This is a genomic window from Stenotrophomonas sp. A3_2, from assembly GCF_036624925.1.
GTDB lineage: Bacteria > Pseudomonadota > Gammaproteobacteria > Xanthomonadales > Xanthomonadaceae > Stenotrophomonas > Stenotrophomonas hibiscicola.
Window position 1 is genome coordinate 18920 of the sequence record NZ_JAZKVY010000194.1, and the last position, 16159, is coordinate 35078.

Annotated in this window: 10 protein-coding genes; 8 read left to right on the forward strand and 2 right to left on the reverse strand. The window is 65.5% G+C overall.

Annotated elements, in window-relative coordinates; genetic code table 11:
* The first annotated feature begins 48 nt into the window (after window positions 1-48).
* From R5H29_RS05730 to R5H29_RS05750, 5 genes are all read left to right on the forward strand, one after another.
* Complete coding sequence (locus R5H29_RS05730) at window positions 49-2775, forward strand: TcfC E-set like domain-containing protein (RefSeq protein WP_332328899.1); 2727 nt, start codon at window positions 49-51, stop codon at window positions 2773-2775.
* Window positions 2772-3905 carry a CfaE/CblD family pilus tip adhesin gene (locus R5H29_RS05735; RefSeq protein WP_332328900.1) on the forward strand — a complete coding sequence of 378 codons (1134 nt, stop codon included), beginning with the start codon at window positions 2772-2774 and terminating at the stop codon, window positions 3903-3905. Before R5H29_RS05730 ends, R5H29_RS05735 begins: the two co-directional genes overlap by 4 nt.
* An 18-nt stretch (window positions 3906-3923) precedes the next feature.
* Window positions 3924-4634: a pilus assembly protein gene (locus R5H29_RS05740; protein ID WP_332328901.1), complete on the forward strand. Its 711-nt coding sequence runs from the start codon at window positions 3924-3926 to the stop codon at window positions 4632-4634.
* 66 nt (window positions 4635-4700) lie between these two features.
* The gene (locus R5H29_RS05745; protein ID WP_332328902.1) at window positions 4701-9158 is read left to right on the forward strand and encodes an ESPR-type extended signal peptide-containing protein; all 4458 of its coding nucleotides are present in this window, start codon (window positions 4701-4703) and stop codon (window positions 9156-9158) included.
* A 69-nt stretch (window positions 9159-9227) separates the two neighbouring features.
* A complete protein-coding gene (locus tag R5H29_RS05750) occupies window positions 9228-9971 on the forward strand; it encodes a hypothetical protein (protein WP_332328903.1) in 744 nt (247 codons plus the stop codon).
* A gap of 176 nt (window positions 9972-10147) precedes the next feature.
* On the opposite strand, the gene R5H29_RS05755 is transcribed toward R5H29_RS05750, so the two are convergent.
* Window positions 10148-10792: a hypothetical protein gene (locus R5H29_RS05755; RefSeq protein ID WP_332328904.1), complete on the reverse strand. Its 645-nt coding sequence runs from the start codon at window positions 10790-10792 to the stop codon at window positions 10148-10150.
* 109 nt (window positions 10793-10901) lie between these two features.
* On the reverse strand, window positions 10902-13325 hold the full coding sequence (locus R5H29_RS05760; RefSeq protein WP_332328905.1) for a penicillin-binding protein 1A: 2424 nt from the start codon (window positions 13323-13325) through the stop codon (window positions 10902-10904).
* A 219-nt stretch (window positions 13326-13544) separates the two neighbouring features.
* On the opposite strand from R5H29_RS05760, the gene R5H29_RS05765 reads away from it, so the two are divergent.
* From R5H29_RS05765 to R5H29_RS05775, 3 genes are read left to right on the forward strand one after another with little or no spacing between them, the layout of a single operon-like run.
* On the forward strand, window positions 13545-14603 hold the full coding sequence (locus R5H29_RS05765) for a pilus assembly protein PilM (protein WP_010484061.1): 1059 nt from the start codon (window positions 13545-13547) through the stop codon (window positions 14601-14603).
* Window positions 14603-15487 carry a PilN domain-containing protein gene (locus R5H29_RS05770; protein ID WP_134731838.1) on the forward strand — a complete coding sequence of 295 codons (885 nt, stop codon included), beginning with the start codon at window positions 14603-14605 and terminating at the stop codon, window positions 15485-15487. The genes R5H29_RS05765 and R5H29_RS05770 overlap by 1 nt, the downstream gene beginning before the upstream one ends.
* A complete protein-coding gene (locus tag R5H29_RS05775; protein ID WP_049410131.1) occupies window positions 15484-16140 on the forward strand; it encodes a type 4a pilus biogenesis protein PilO in 657 nt (218 codons plus the stop codon). Before R5H29_RS05770 ends, R5H29_RS05775 begins: the two co-directional genes overlap by 4 nt.
* Window positions 16141-16159 lie beyond the last annotated feature (19 nt).

The following is a 16159-nucleotide window of genomic DNA, read 5'->3' on the forward strand; positions in this document are numbered from 1 at the left end:
CCCGCGCCGGCCCGCATTCGGGCCGGCCGCTTCTCCAGCGGTACCCCCATGACCTCACACGCCCCCGCCGTCACCCGGCTGGCGGTCGCGCTCGCCCTGGCGTTGTCCACTCCGCTGGCGGCCGCGCGCGGCGTCCCGCCCGGTTTCGAAGATCTGGTCGAAGGACAGACCGAACAACTCGACATCCAGCTGTTCGGCCGCTCGGCCGGGCTGTCGCCGGTGCGCGTCACCCTGGAGCATGTGCAGCTGGAAGATCCCGCGCGCGTGCTGCAGGCGCTGGACCTGCCTGCCGAGGCGCAGGCCGCGCTGCTGCCGGCGCTGTCGCAGCCGCTGCCACGCAACAGCCACCTGGCCTGCCGCTTCGGTGGCGCCGAGGCCGGTTGCGGCTATCTGGATCCCCCGGAAGACCCTGCGGCCGCGCGCGCGCTGTATGACGAAGGCGAGGGCGCCGTGCGCCTGTTCGTGGCGCGCGAGTGGATCGGTGGCGAGCCCGCCGCGGAACGCTTCCACGCGCTCAGCAGCAATGCCGAGAACGCTTTCCTGCACCAGCAGGTACTCAACCTTACCGGTGGGCGCGACTACCAGTCGTTCAGTGCGCGCGGCACCGGCGTTCTCGGCCTGTTCCAGCGGGGCCATATGTCCGCCGACTGGTACTTCACCCAGCAGCGCTACCGCAGCAGTGGTGGCGATGCGCATTTCGAATTAGACAACGTCTATTACCGCCATGACCTGGGCCAGCAGTACTACCTGCAGGCCGGGCGCATGGACCGCCGCAACCTGTCCAGCCCACAGGGCGGCACCTTCGGTTTCAGCATGCTGCCGCTGGACCGCTTCGACGGTGCCCGCGTGGGCACCACCCAGGCTTACGTGGACAGCGATGCTGCCGTGCAGGCCTCGCCACTGACGGTCCTGCTCGCCCGCGATGCGCGCGTGGACGTGTTCGACGGCGAGCGCCTGCTGCAGACCTACTACCTGCAGGCCGGCATCAACCAGATCGATACCCGCAACTTCCCGTTCGGCAGCTACCTGGTGCGCATGCGCATCTACGAGGATGGCGTGCTGGTGCGTACTGAAGAAGCCCCCTTCGACAAGGGCGGTGACTGGACCGACAGCCAATGGCAGTGGTTCGTGCAGGGTGGCCGCCGCAACGAGCGCCGCAGCGACCGCTTCGATGGTGAGCAGGTGGCGGTGGCCGGTATGCGCGTGCCATTCGCACGCGACCTGGCGGCTACCGCGGGCGTCGCCCATCTGGGCGGGCACAGCTATGGCGAACTGCGCGTGGACCTGCGCCGCGTGCTGGCCACGCAGGAGATGCGCGCAACCTTCAGCGGCATGCGCGGCAGCGATGGCAGCCACGGCCAGCAGCATCAGCTGTCATACCGGCGCAAGGCCTCCTGGAACATCTACCAGCAGCGCATGCGCGGCAAGGCCTGCCAGTTCGAGGCCGATGCACGGGACCGCCTGGGCTGCACCAACTCGCTCAGCGGATCGGTGTCGCTGCCGATCGCCGGTGGTACGGCGTACCTGGGGTACACCCGGCGCCAGACCTGGCGCACCGGTTGGAGCCGTCCCGGTGACGATGATCCGTTGGCGCCACTGGATCCGTTCCTGCCGCCGCAACCGCTGCAACCGCACCGTGAGCCGCAGCTCAGCCGTACCTGGCAGGCCAGCTTCAGCCGCAGCCATCGTTGGCAGGATTTCAGCGTCTCCACGCGGCTGGGCCTGTGGCAGCAGCTCAGCCACGACAGTGCCCGCGACACCCGCACGCGCGATCGTGGCATTTACCTCAACGTAAGCTTCACCCGCCTGCAGCGCAGCCATGTTGGCAACGGCCAGCGCCGCTATGCGGTGGACATGCGCCAGCCGCAGCACCAGCGGCCGGAGATCAACTACAGCGTCGGCCAGAGCTATCGCCAGGAGGTGGACGCGCAGTTGCGTGAGCTGACCTCCGAGCTGCGCGCCAACAACAACGACCGCTACAGCGCATCGCTGGGCGGGCAGCTGCAGAACCGCTACGGACAGACCGGCGCCACCGTGGCGTACTACCAGCAGCATGGCCGCAGCGAGACCGCCTACAGCGGCACGCACAGCTCGGCCTTCGCCCTGGGCCGGCGCGGTGCCTACTGGGGCGCAGGCACCGGCGCCGACGCCGGGCTGGCGGTACAGGTAGCCGCTACCGATGATCTGGACCTGCAAGGCGTGGCGGCCGAACTGCAGGTGAGCGGCGCGGGCCGGCAACGGCTGCAGATCGGCGAGCGCCGGCTGCTGCCGTTGACCGCCTACCAGTCGCACCGGGCCGAACTGCAGGACGCCAGCATCGACACCAGCATGGCCGCCATCCGCGTGAGCGGCGCAGGCGGTGCGCGCCCGATGTTCCTGGCGCCAGGACGGCTGATGCGCATGCCGGTGCCGATCGAAGTGACCTACACCTTCATCGGCACCGCCCGCACGCTTGCCGGCGCGCCGCTGGGCGGCGCCCGCATCCTCAATGCGCCGGTGCCCGGCACCAGCGCCAACGGCGGCTTCGTCGCCGACTTCCCGCGCCGCGAGACAACGCTCTACCTGCTGCAGGACGACCGCCTGCTGCACTGCCCGCTGCAGGTGCGCGAGCGCCGCCAGGTGGTGCTGCTGGTCGGTGCCGTGCACTGCGAGCCGCTGGCCGTGGCCCAGCTACCGGCCGAAATCCGCCAGCAGGCCCGCGTGACCCGCCTGCTGCAGGAACGCGCGTTGATTGCCGCCACGCCCCAGACCGCTGCTGCAGGAGGAACGCCATGAGCCGGCGTGTGTTGTTCGTGTTGATGCTGGTGTGCGCGCTGGCTGTGCTGATGCCGCGGGCGTGGGCGCAGTGGCCGCCAGAGACACATCCCACCGATCAGAGCCGGGACATCGTGATGTCGTGGGACCGCTCGGCCGTGCCCGGCGACGTGGAGCTGTGGGCGCCGAGGACGGTGCTGGGGTTCAGTCATGACGTGGCGATGAAGTATGGGCAGATCCATGTTGTGTGTGGGTCTGCTTCTGATAGTGAGTTTGGGAAGTGCCCAACAGAGAGTGAGCCGAGCTTATCAGTGGGAACAACTGAGATAGCGTTCCGTCTCGTCGATCTGAGGACAGGCCTGCGTACGGAAATTCGTGCAGTAGGAAGTCTGCTGCGGGTTATGTCGGGTCCTCGCTGCAATATTGATTACTGGGACAGCCAGAAGCGCATTCTGAATGAAGCGTTCTGGTACGAATGTGCATCGGACGAACCGATCGGCACGGGTGCTGCTCTGACTATTCAAGCGTCTGAGCTTGCGAGGCTCGTGGCCGGCCACTGGAAGGCCACGATGCGCCTGAACATCAAGGCCGATCCCGCCGCAGCTCCCGTCGCCACCGCCACCTTCAACTTCGATTTCACCGTCACCGACTACGACGCGATCTCGATCTACTTTCCGACCTTCGACACCGTCGCGCCGCTGGTCAACATGGACCTGCGCTACGACCCCATCAAGCAGATGGTAGGCGGCCGCAAGCAGCTGGAGATGTGCCTCTATGACGGCCTCGGCTCGCAGAGCGAGTTCCTCGGCGTCACCGTGCGTGACAGCGGGCCGCGCCCGCCACCCGGCAGCGACTTCGCGGTCTGGCACCGCGACGGCGGCAGCGACGACCGCCAGCGCCTGGACTACCACGTCAGCCTGAACTACGCCGGGCGCGATATCCGCATGCGGCATGGCGTGGAGGAGCTGCTGCATGGCATCGACAGCGCCGAACTGCGCCTGGTGATGCTGCCCGGTATCAGCCAGCCGGTCTATTGCGTGCCCACGCCGCTGACATTGCTGACACCTCCCACCCCCGTCGCCAGCAAGCGCCCCGGTCTCTACGAGGGCGAGCTGACGGTCGAACTGCGCGTCCCCACCGCCAAACCCTGATCCCACACGGAGCCTGCCATGAACAAACTGATCGCCTGGATGCTGCCGTTGAGTGCGCTGCTTGCGCCAGCAGCACACGCCAACCTGTCCATCCATCCCATGCGAACCGCGATGGATGCCAAGCGCGGTGCGCAGATCCGCGTCTACTCGCAGTCCACCCGCCCGCAGTATGTACAGGCCAGCCTGCGACGCATCGACAACCCGGCAACGCCCCGCGAACAGGAGCAGGACATCGAGGTCGCCGATTCGGCCATTGCCATCACCCCCGGCAAGTTCGCGCTGTCAGGCGGTGGCAATCGACTGATCCGGCTGATCCCACTGCAGCCGGTACAGAAGGAAACCGCATACCGCGTGTACTTCGAAGGTGTGCGCGGCCCGGAAGGCACTGAACTGGAAAGCAGCGACGACGCTGCGCACGCCGACGTCGGCGTCAGCCTGGTGTGGGGTGCGCTGGTGAACGTGGTGCCCGCCGACGGCGTGGTCGACCTGCAGGTGCGCGGCAACACGCTGCACAACAGCGGCACGCTGCGCGTGGGCATCGTCCATGCGGCCGAATGCACGGCCGCCGGCGTCTGCACGCCGCACGACCTCTCGCACAGCCTGTACCCGGATGCCGATTTCACCCTGCCGTTCCAGCCGCAGCCGGGCAATTCGCTGCGCCTGCGCTACCGGCTTTCCCAGGACGGTTATCGCGAGCATGTCCAGGACGTGGCCATCCAGTCCAGCTGATCCCCCTCCCTGCGTCCCGCGCATGGCGCGGGATGCCTTTTCCGAAAACTGTTAAGGAGAAAGACCATGAATCGAATCTATCGGCGTATCTGGAACCGGGCCAAGGGGTGCTGGGAGGTAGCCAGCGAGCTGATCAACCGCAACCAAGGCGGCGGGCGTGTGGCGAAAGCGTGCACGGCTACAGCGCTAGTCGCGCTTATGCAGATCGGGCCGGGCCTGAGTGGAGCAGAAGCAGCGGCCTTCTACATGGGGGGATGCAGTTACACCGACTCTGGGAACGTCAACTGCGTCCCGATCATTGGTAGAACGTCGGGAGTCTCCTACGCAAACGCTGTCCTGGGAAGCCAGGACTATCTCGTCATGGGCGGTGGGGCAGTAGCGGATGGCGACTGGATCACCATGTTTGGCCACCAAAGCTATGTGAAGGGGAACTTCAGTTCTGCGTTCGGCGCCAAGGCAAATGCGAACGGCGTGGACAGCGTTGCCGTTGGCTACAATGCCAGCGCCAATGGCGGTCACAGCACGATTGTGGGCACGAACGCCTATGGCAAGGGCATCGGCTCCACCGCATTCGGAAACAGCGCTGCGGCAACGCGCCAGAACGCGCTTGCGGTCGGCAGTGGCTCGTTGTCACAGGGCGAGAATGCGGTCGCAATGGGCGCGAACGCATTTGCCAATGGCGTTGATGGCGTCGCCCTGGGCAGCAAAGCCTCGGTTGATACCGGCGGCGGCAACTCCGGCATCGCCATTGGTGCTGCTGCGAAGGCCGGGACGGCCGGCTACACCGGTGCAATCGCCATAGGCGGTGGCGCCGAGGCGCGCATTGATGGCGTAGCCCTGGGCTACGGCGCGTCGACCACCGCGCAAGGAGCAGTTGCGCTGGGTGTGCGTTCTTCCGCAACCGAAATGAATACTGTCTCTGTGGGCAGTTCGACGCTGCGGCGGAGAATTGTGAACGTGGAAGACGGCCGCATTACGGCTTCCAGCTCAGATGCCGTTACCGGCAAGCAACTGCATGCGATGAACGAGCGGGTCGATGGCCTGATCAAGCAGGATTCCGCGAGCGGCATAGTGCGTATTGCCAACAGCAATACCGGCACGGAAGTCAGCATGCGTAATGCAGTGTTGGCGACGCGAAAAGTGAGTGGCGTTTCTGATGGAACGTTGACGACAAGCAGTACGGATGCCGTGAACGGCCGGCAGCTCAACGCCACAAACACCAGGCTGGGGACAGTGGAATCGGCAGTGGGAACCGTAAAGGGAGACCTCGCGGACGTTCGGACGCTCGCGCAGTCCGCCACCAATCGTATCGATGCCACCACCCTGGCACTGGGCAAGGGCGCGGTTGCAGAGTCGGGCAGCTACGGCATCAGCACCGCCATCGGCAACAATGCCAAGGCCTACAACGGTCGCAGTGTCGCACTCGGATTCGATGCACTGGCCGGCGTCGATGCAGAAGGCAACAAGGTGAACAACCAGAATGCCGGCGTTTCCATCGGTGCAAACACGCGCAGCGCAAACGGCGCGGTCGCGACCGGCTTCCGGGCCATTGCCAGCGGCAACTTCTCCATCGCCGTGGGCGGTGACGCCAATGCGGCTGCCGAGCATGCCACTGCAATGGGGTACCTGAGCAAAGCGACGGCAAAGCAGTCCACTGCGCTGGGGCGTGGCAGCGAGGCCACCGCGCAGTTCGCCACCGCGTTGGGCAATCTTGCGGTATCGGCCAACACCAGCGCCGTTGCACTGGGTGACCGGGCCAATGCCCGCCATGACAATGCAGTGGCACTGGGTGCGGGCTCTGTCACGGCGTCCGTCAACTCCGTTTCGGTGGGCAGCGCCACTCTCAAGCGCAAGATCCAGTACATTGCCGATGGCGCGGTCAGCAATGGCAGTACCGATGCCATCACCGGCAATCAGCTGTTCGCGACCAACCAGGCCGTGTCCACTGCGCAGAACATGGCGACGAGCGCGCAGACGGCGGCCAACGCCGCAAAAGCCGATGCTGCCAAGGCACTGACCGAGACGACCGCGCTCGCCGGCCTGGTCTCCCAGACAGGCGCCACCGGCAATGTCCGCCTGGGTGGGAAGAACAGCGGCACCTTACTGGACGTGCGTAACAGTGCCAATGCCAACCGGAAGATCAGTGGTGTGGCGGATGGAGTCCTGAGTGCCAGTAGTGCCGAAGCTGTGTCTGGGAGGCAGCTATATTCAACCAATTCACGCGTCTCTGATCTTGAGGATATCGCGCAGTTTGTGAGTATCGGCTCAGCTCCCCTCAGTGAACGCGCCGAAGCGGGTGTGGCAGGCGTTGCGTTGGGAAATTCAGCAAAGACGGGACTGGAGGGAGGAACTGCGGTAGGGACGTTTTCGGAGGCCATGGGGAAGAACTCGACCGCAATTGGTAGAGCGGCGACTGTCTCTGTGGACTCTGCGAATGGATTCGCAATGGGAGTCGGTGCACAGGTTGGTGGAAGCGCGGGCGGCGCGAATGACGGTGTCGCAATTGGTGCGGGCGCAAGAGTTTCAAGCGGGGCTCACGGCTCGCTCGCACTTGGAAATGGGTCCCAAGCAGGTGAAGAGGGAGTTGCGTCATTTGGCGGTATTGGCGTTCAGCGCCGTCTTGTAAACATTGCCCGGGGCACCGCTGATCACAACGCGACGACCGTCTCTCAGCTGAAGGATTCCCTCGCCACCCTCGGCGGCAGCGCAGGCATGGATGTCAACGGCAAAATCATTGCCCCAACCTATTCGGTGCAGGGTGGTGCGCAGAACAGCGTGGAGGATGCGTTGATGGCGCTCGATGGCGCTGTCATCACCGCAGGCCGCCGTGCGGACAGGGTGGAAGGCCAGCTCAGCTCGATCTTCCAGGATTCACCCTCGGCCCGCGCCGACGGCATGAACCAGATCGCGCTGAATGGCGTGAATGGCATGGTGTTGACCAACCTGGCTGACGGCCGAGTGGCGCCAGGAAGCCGTGATGCCGTAACCGGCAGTCAGTTGTACGCCGCAGAGCAGAAGATCTCGCAAAATCGGAATGATCTGGAGGCGATGCGTCAAGAGACTAAGGCTCAGCAGCGCTCGCTGGCAGGCTTAGATTCGGGTGTCATTGACTATGGTGGTGCACGACTGACTGGCGTTGCTGAGGCGCAGTTGTCTGTAGGTAGCACGGACGTGGTGCGTGGAGGTCAGCTCTATTCGACCAATCAGGCTGTAGAAGGGCTTCTGAACAAGTCACGCTACGTAGTTGTTGGCATTGGAGGTCCTGAAATCGACGCTCGTGCAGGACTGGTTGGAGTCGCGATGGGCGTTTCTGCCGAGGCATCTTTGTCTAGCGAAGGTGGAGCGGCCATCGGCAGCTTTGCGAAGGCTAGATCCAGGAATTCTGTGGCGCTCGGACGAGCATCCCTTGTTCTTGGGGAGGCGGAGGCCGGTATATCGATTGGTGTCCTTTCGTCCGTTAGGCAAACCAGCGGTGTTGCTATCGGCTCCCATAGCTCGGTTAGGAGCGGAGCGTTCAGTAGCGTTGCGATTGGCGCAAGTTCCATTGCAGATGAATCCAGTACCGTTTCTTTTGGATCTACCGGACTCCAACGCCGCCTCGTAAACATCGCCAACGGCACCGCCAACCACAATGCCGCCACCGTAGGTCAGCTGCGCGGTGCGCTCTCTGCTCTCGGCGGTGAAGTCGATGCCAACGGCAACATCGTCGGCCCCAGCTTCACCGTGCAGGGCCAGTCCCAGTCCACCCTCAATGGTGCGCTGGAGGCGCTCGACGGTGCAGTCATCAGCAACCGCTCGCGGCTGAACCAGGTCGAGTCCCAGCTGCGCAGCGTGTTCCAGGACACCCCCTCGGTCCGCGCCGACGGTCTCAACCAGCTCACCCTGGCCGGAGCCCACGGCATGGTCATTTCCAACGTGGCCAATGGCCTGATTGCGGCCGGCAGCCGCGATGCAGTCAATGGCGGCCAGCTGCACTCGATGCAGCAGCAGCTCAACGGCCGCATGGACGGGCTGGAGCAGCGCATCGATGCGCCGCAGCCGCGGGCAATGGCCGTCGCTTCGGCGCCGGAGCCGGAAGCACCGGTGCCGCAGGCCGAAGGCGGCCAGCAGGTGGCGTCGGTCGGCGAGGGTGAGAAGCCCGCGCCGCAGCCGAAGTCGAAGCAGGACGACACGCCCAAGCCGCAGGTCGACACCGCTGAATTGGAGAAGATGCTGGCACGCGCCAACGAGTATACCGATGGCGCGATCAGTAACTTCGAGCGTCGCCTGGACAAGATGGACAAGCGCTTCAACCGCATGGCGGCGATGAGCAGCGCGCAGACCGCGATGGCGATGAACACCGCTGGCCTGGCCACCTACAACCGCCTGGGTGCGGGCGTGGGCTACAGCGAGGGTGAGTCCGCGATGGCCGTGGGCTACCAGCGCGTGCTCAACGAGAAGGGCTCGGCCACCTTCAGCCTCAATGGTGCGTTCACCAACAGCGGTGAGCGCAGCATGGGCGTCGGCGTCGGCATCGGCTGGTAAGCCATGCGGCCCCGGCGTGGTGCGCGTAATGAACCCCGCCGCGCCGGGGTCCTTGCCGAGGAGAAGGCAATGTACAGATGGGTAAGTGGAATCGTCAGCTATCGCACGTTCTATATCTGGCGGGCGCGCTTTCGCTACTACACCCGGAACCTGGACCTGTGGACGCTGATGAGCGGGCTATGCATTGCCGGTCTGCTGCTGGTGCTGTGGTACCTGTGGCAGATGCTGGGTGTACCGCCGCCGCGCGTGCAACCGAAAGCCGCGGCGCTGCGCATCGAAGGCGTCACCCGCGAGGCGATCCATCGCATCGTGCTGGTGCGTCACGCTGGCAGCACGCGGGGGGCCGAGTTCACCACGCCGGAGGACGTGCGGGCGAGTACGCTGCGCACGATGCGGGTACGGCAGGTGATGGACAGCGAGGTGGTGTGGCGTCTGAAGGCCGACATGCTGGCGGACATCGCTGACTACATCAACGTCACAGGCGGGTGCTTCCCCTACGACTGCCGGCAGATTCGGGATCGGTTGGACCCCGTGCGCAAGGCCGCTGTGGAGAATGCGCAGATCAACGCCTCACTGGCGACGATCCTGGACGTGCCGCTGGACCAGATGCCGCTCTTGAAGGGCGGCGAGCATGAGCGGGTGAAGAGTGGGTGGTCGGATGGGTTCAACGACATCTATGACCAGATCTGGTTGCTGCGGGGCCTGCAGGTCATGCATGCACAGATGATGCGGGAGTATCCGCAGCGAGCCCCAGTACCGTGGCTGCCGCGGCTGCTCAGCGACCCGCTGCGCGATACCCGTTTCGTCTGGTAGCGGGAGCATGATGGGCATCATCTGCCAGCGCAGGTAGCGCAGCTTTTGTAGAGTCGAGCCGTGCTCGACTGCTCTCCGGCCAGCAATCGATTGCCTGAAGCACAGTGCGGACCAACGGTCCGCACCCATCACTGGCAGGTACCGCTGCGCTCGCCGGCCATGGGCCGGCGCTGCCGTCATCCGCTGATGTACGCGGTGATCTCGGCCTCGGCCAGCACCTGCCGCAACTGCGCCACGGACGCACGTCGCATCGGCTTCTCATCCACCGGCGACAGCGGTGCCTGGCGCAGGGCATCGTAGGGCAGCACGGCCAGGTCGAAAGTCAGCTCCTCGGCACTGAACACCCACACCGGCACATCCAGGCTGCGCTCGCGATCCATGCGCAGGCGACGCGTCCGCGATTCGGCGGGAATGCCGTGCTCCTCCAGGAAGCGGTGCACGGCTTCCGGGTCGTCGCTGTGCAGGTGCAGCTGCACGGGGCTGTTGGCGTCGGCGGTGCCCTCCAGCACCGGGCCAGCCAGGCGCGGGGCGAAGCCTTGCAGGAACTCCAGCGCACGCATGGCAGCTTCGCGGCGGCGCTGCAGTTCGCTGCCGTGCTGGGGGCCAGAGAACAGCCGCTGGTATTCGCGCAGGGCGTCTTCGATCTCGGTGTTGCGGGGCAGGGAGGCATCGTCGTGGATGCCAAGCCGGCTGGCAGCCTTCAACTTGGCCTGGTGGTAGTCGCGGATGCCGCCTTCGGCCATCAGGCGGGCGGCTTCGTGGGCGAGGCGGTGACGGCGCTCGCGGGTCTGGCTGGCAGCATGCTGACGGGCGCGATGCATGCGATGACTCCCTGTTGCGACCTGGCTACAGAGTAGCGCACGGATGTGACATCTGCGTGGGTATGGCGCGGAGATGCCAACCAACGGTTGGCACCCACCGAATCCTTCCTCAGAAGATATCGAACGCGGCGGCGTCGGCCTGCGGCGTATTGAGGTTCAGGTCGTAGTCGGTCAGGCGGTCCATGTCTTCCACCTTCACCCACTCGGTCGCGCCGTTGAGGGTGGCCTGGACCATGCCGCTGGGCGGCTCGTTCTGCGCAATCGGGGTGTCCTTCAGCGCGGTGCGCATGTAGTCGATCCAGATCGGCAGGGCGGCCTTGCCACCGTATTCGCGGTAGCCCAGCGAGCGGAAGTCGTCGCGGCCCACCCATACGGTGGTCACGTACGGGCCGCCGAAGCCGGAGAACCAGGCGTCGCGGTGGTCGTTGGTGGAGCCGGTCTTGCCGCCCACGTCCTCGCGTCCGAGCACCTTGGCCTGCACACCGGTACCGCGCTGGACCACGTCGCGCATCATCGACACCAGCTGGTAGGCGGTGCGGGCGTCGATCGCGCGCGGGGCGGTGCGGGCATCGGGGTTGACCGGCGCGGCCGGGGTCTCGGCCTTGGCTTCGGCCTTGGCCGCAGCAGCCGGGTCCACCTTCGGGGCCGGGGCGCCGAAGTTGAAGCCGTCCACCACCTGGTTGACCGGCTGGTCGCTGCTGCCGGCGCAGTCGCGGCAGGCCATCGCCGGGTTTTCCTTGAACACCAGGTTGCCGTCGCGGTCGTTCACCTGGTCAATCAGCCAGGTGTCCACGCGCGAGCCGCCGTTGGCGAACACGGCGTAACCACGGGCCACCGACAGCGGGGTGAGCGAGGCGGTACCCAGCGACATCGATAGGTTCGGCGGAAGCTCCGATTCGGCGAAGCCAAATTCGCTGATGTACTTGCGCGCATAGTCCACGCCCATGCCATCGAGCAGGCGCACCGAGACCAGGTTGCGCGACTGCACCAGCGCTTCACGCAGGCGCATCGGGCCGCGGAAACCGCCGCCGTCGTTCTGCGGGGCCCAGGTCTTGCCGCGGCGGTCGCGGAACACGACCGGGGCGTCGAGCACGATCGAGGCCGGGTTGTAGCCCTTGTCGAAGGCCGCGGCGTAGATGAAGGGCTTGAAGCTCGAACCCGGCTGGCGGCGGGCCTGGGTGGCACGGTTGAACTTGTTGCCGGAGAAGCTGAAACCGCCAACCAGCGCCTTCAGCGCGCCGCTGTGGGCATCCAGCGAGACCAGCGCGGACTGGCCGCGCGGGATCTGGTCCAGCAGCCACTCCCCTTCCTTGGCACCGGCACGCACGCGCACGATGTCACCGCGCTGCACCAGCTTGCCCGGGGTCTTGTTGGTCCACTTGGCGGCACCGGCCGGCAGCACGATCTCGCTGCGGTTGGCCAGCACCACGGTGGCGCTGCCATCGGCACCGGTGCTGGCAACGATGGCCGGCAGCAGGCCGGCCTGGCCGTACAGGCCACGCAGGTGCTCGGCCAGGGCGGCGGCGTCTTCACCGGCACCCACCTGTACCTGCTTCTCCACGCCGTGCCAGCCGTGGCGGTGGTCGTACAGCAGCAGGCCGTCGCGCACCGACTGGTTGGCGGCGGTCTGCAGGGTCGAATCGATCGTGGTGGTGACGTGGTAGCCCTTGTTGACCACGTCACCGCCGAAGCGGGCGATCATTTCCTGGCGCACCAGCTCGGCCACGTACGGGGCATCGACCTGCACCGGCGGCTCATGCGCGGTGGCGTGCATCGGCACGGCCTTGGCCGCGTCGGCCTCGGCCTGGCTGACGAACTTCAGGTCGGCCATGCGCTGCAGCACATAGTTGTCACGACGCTGGCGGGCGCGCTCCGGATTGGAGATCGGGTTGCCCGAGGAGGGGAACTTGGGGATGCCGGCCAGCGAGGCCATCTCGTCCAGGTCCAGCTCGTTCAGCTTCTTGCCGTAATAGAACTCGGCGGCGGCGGCCACGCCGTAGGCGCGGTTGCCGAAGAAACTCTTGTTCAGGTACAGCTCGAAGATCTCGTCCTTGCTCAGCTCGGATTCGATCTTCCGCGCCAGCAGGATCTCGGCCAGCTTGCGGGTATAGCTGTACTCGGAGCTGAGGAAGAACTGGCGGGCCACCTGCTGGGTGATGGTGGAACCACCGGGCACGCGCTTGTCGTTGGTGGTGGCCAGCAGCCACACCGCGCGGCCGATGCCCTTGTAGTCCACGCCGCCATGCTCGTAGAAGCGGGCGTCCTCGGTGGCCAGGAAGGCCTGCTTCAGCTTCTCCGGCACGTCCTTCATGGTGATCGGGGTACGCCGGGTCTCGCCGAACACCGCCATCAGCTTGCCGTCGGCGGCATAGACGTACATCGGCTCCTGCATTTCCACGTCGCGCAGGGTCTGCACGTCGGGAAGCTTGGAGGACACGGCGTAGTACAGACCGCCCACGGCGGCCGCGCCGATCAGCGCCAGGACCAGGACAATCAGGAAGATCCAGCGCAGCCAGCGGCGGAGTCGAGTCATCGGGTTCAGATTCCGATTGCGAATTTCGTGGTCGCAGAGTATAGATTACGCAAGGTGGCGGCTGGGGTCGGCACCGGGGAGCGCAAGGGGAACAGTCAGGGGCTGCATCGTGAATCCGTGAGGAACTTCACAGCAGGGCCGTTGCCATTTGCTAAGAATACGTTATTAATGCTCGGGCGCAGGTCTTGCGTCCAAGTGCCCGTCGGCAGGGGAGAAACCGTGGGGCTCATCCCAAAAAGTCAGTCGCCGCTTGTAGGCGTCGACATCAGTTCGACTGCGGTAAAGCTTTTGCAGCTGTCCCGCAGTGGCAACCGTTTTCGCGTGGAACATTACGCTGTGGAACCTCTTCCGCCGAATGCGGTGGTGGAAAAGAACATCGTGGAAGTGGAGGCCGTGGGTGAGGCCATCCGCCGCGCGATGAACCGCTCGGGGAGCAAGGCCAAGCTGGCCGCTGCCGCCGTTGCCGGTTCGGCGGTGATCACCAAGGTGATCCCGATGCCGGCCGAGCTCGACGAGAACGACATGGAAGCCCAGATCGAGCTGGAAGCGGTCAACTACATTCCGTACCCGATCGAGGAAGTGAACCTGGACTTCGAGGTGATCGGGGCGATCCCGAACAACCCGGAGATGGTCCAGGTGCTGCTGGCCGCGTCGCGTTCGGAGAACGTGGAACTGCGCCAGTCGGCCCTGGAACTGGGTGGCCTGCAGGCCAAGGTGATGGACGTGGAGGCCTTCGCGGTCGAGAACGCCTACGCCCTGGTCGCCAGCGAGCTGCCGGTGTCCATCGAGGGCGTGGTCGCGCTGGTCGATATCGGCGCCACCATGACCACCCTCAACGTTCTGCGCGGCGGCCGCAGCCTGTACAGCCGCGAACAGGTGTTCGGTGGCAAGCAGCTGACCGACGAGATCATGCGCCGTTACGGCCTGAGCTACGAGGAAGCCGGCCTGGCCAAGCGCCAGGGTGGGCTGCCGGAAAGCTACGAGATGGAAGTGCTGGAGCCGTTCAAGGAAGCCACGGTCCAGCAGATCAGCCGCCTGCTGCAGTTCTTCTATGCAGGCAGCGAGTTCAACCGCGTTGACCACATCGTGCTGGCCGGCGGCTGCGCCGTGCTCGGCGGCCTGCCGGAAATGGTCGAGGAACAGCTGGGCGTGCCGACCGTGGTCGCCAACCCGCTGGCGCAGATGACCCTGGGGCCGAAGGTGAACGCACATGCGCTGGCCCAGGATGCCCCCGCGCTGATGATCGCCACCGGTCTGGCGCTGAGGAGCTTCGACTGATGGCACGCATCAATCTATTGCCCTGGCGCGCCGAGCGGCGCAAGCAACGCCAGCGCGAGTTCTACGCAATGCTGGGCATGGCCGCTATCGGTGGCCTGCTGCTGTCGCTGGTGATCTGGTTCTATTACGACCGCCAGGTGAGCGGCCAGATGGACCGCAATGCCTATCTGGAAGCCGAGATCGAGAAGGTCAAGGAACAGAACAAGGAGATCGACCGCCTTGACGCGCAGAAGGAACGCCTGCTGGCCCGCAAGAAGGTCATTGAAGAACTGCAGGCCAAGCGCTCGCAGATGGTGCACCTGTTCGATGCGCTGGTGCGCACGATTCCCGATGGCCTGGTGCTGACCGCGCTGAAGCAGGAAGGCGACGTGCTGACCCTGGAAGGGCGCACCCAGTCCAACGCCCGTGTTTCGGCGTACATGCGCAACCTGGAAACGTCCGGCTGGATGACCAACCCGGAACTGTCGATCATCGAAGCGCGTGACCCCGAGAAGGACAAGGACGGCAAGACCGGCCCGGTTGCGGACATCAAGGCGCTGCCCTATGTGTTCGTGGTCAAGGTGAAGCTGCCGGCACAGAGTGAGGAAGTGGCCGGTACGCCAGGCCTCAACGCCGATGGTTCGGTGGCAACGCCGGCTCCGCCCGCCGTGGCCCCGCTTGCCGCCGGCCCGGATGCAGCGGCGCCTGCTGCACCGGCCGCAGGCCAGCCCGCTGCTGCTCCGGCTGCCCCCGCCGCCGCTCCGGTCAACGCACCCGCTGCCACCCCGGCCGCGCCGAACCAGCCGGCAGCCCCGGCTGCCAAGCCTGCGCCGAAGCCCGAGGGCAGCCGCCTGGCGCAGCCGCCGCAGGCCTTCAACGCCCCGCTGCAGGGGGATCGCGCATGAGCCAGAAAATCGATCTGAAGAACCTGGATTTCAACGACATCGGCAACTGGCCGCAGAAGGCCAAGATCGTCTTCTGCTCGCTGTTGGCGCTGGTGATCATGTTCGTTGCGTGGATGCTGCTGATCAGTGGCAAGCGCGAGGAACTGGCCGGCCTGGAATCGAAGGAAGTCGACCTGCGTGCCGAGTTCACCAAGCAGCAGGAACGCGCGGTGAACCTGGCGCCGCTGAAGCAGCAGCTGGCACAGATGGAACAGGTGCTGCAGCAGATGCTGCGGCAGCTGCCCAGCAAGACCGAAATGCCGGACCTGATCATCGACATTTCGCAGACCGCGTTGTCCAGCGGCCTGACCAACGAGCTGTTCGAGCCGGAGCAGGAGCAGGTCAAGGAGTTCTACGCCGAAAAGCCGATCAAGCTGCGCATGGTGGGCAGTTACCATCAGTTCGGTGCGTTCGTCAGCGGCGTGGCCTCGCTGCCGCGGGTGGTGATCCTGACCATGCACGACATCAACCTCAAGCCCAAGGACAAGGCCAGCGGCAACGCCCGCAGCGGTGCGCTGGAGCTGTCCGGCACGGTCAAGACCTATCGCTATCTGGATGAGACCGAGGTGCAGGCACAGCAGGCGGCTGACGCCGGCAAGGAGGAGAAGAAGTGATCCGTTCCCTCTTTGCGCG

Excerpts from the sequence above, each read along its gene's own strand:
- R5H29_RS05730 (WP_332328899.1), top strand. The coding sequence starts at position 49 with ATGACCTCACACGCCCCCGCCGTCACCCGGCTGGCGGTCGCGCTCGCC.
- R5H29_RS05735 (WP_332328900.1), top strand. The coding sequence starts at position 2,772 with ATGAGCCGGCGTGTGTTGTTCGTGTTGATGCTGGTGTGCGCGCTGGCT.
- R5H29_RS05740 (WP_332328901.1), top strand. The coding sequence starts at position 3,924 with ATGAACAAACTGATCGCCTGGATGCTGCCGTTGAGTGCGCTGCTTGCG.
- R5H29_RS05745 (WP_332328902.1), top strand. The coding sequence starts at position 4,701 with ATGAATCGAATCTATCGGCGTATCTGGAACCGGGCCAAGGGGTGCTGG.
- R5H29_RS05750 (WP_332328903.1), top strand. The coding sequence starts at position 9,228 with ATGTACAGATGGGTAAGTGGAATCGTCAGCTATCGCACGTTCTATATC.
- R5H29_RS05755 (WP_332328904.1), bottom strand. The coding sequence starts at position 10,792 with ATGCATCGCGCCCGTCAGCATGCTGCCAGCCAGACCCGCGAGCGCCGT.
- R5H29_RS05760 (WP_332328905.1), bottom strand. The coding sequence starts at position 13,325 with ATGACTCGACTCCGCCGCTGGCTGCGCTGGATCTTCCTGATTGTCCTG.
- R5H29_RS05770 (WP_134731838.1), top strand. The coding sequence starts at position 14,603 with ATGGCACGCATCAATCTATTGCCCTGGCGCGCCGAGCGGCGCAAGCAA.
- R5H29_RS05775 (WP_049410131.1), top strand. The coding sequence starts at position 15,484 with ATGAGCCAGAAAATCGATCTGAAGAACCTGGATTTCAACGACATCGGC.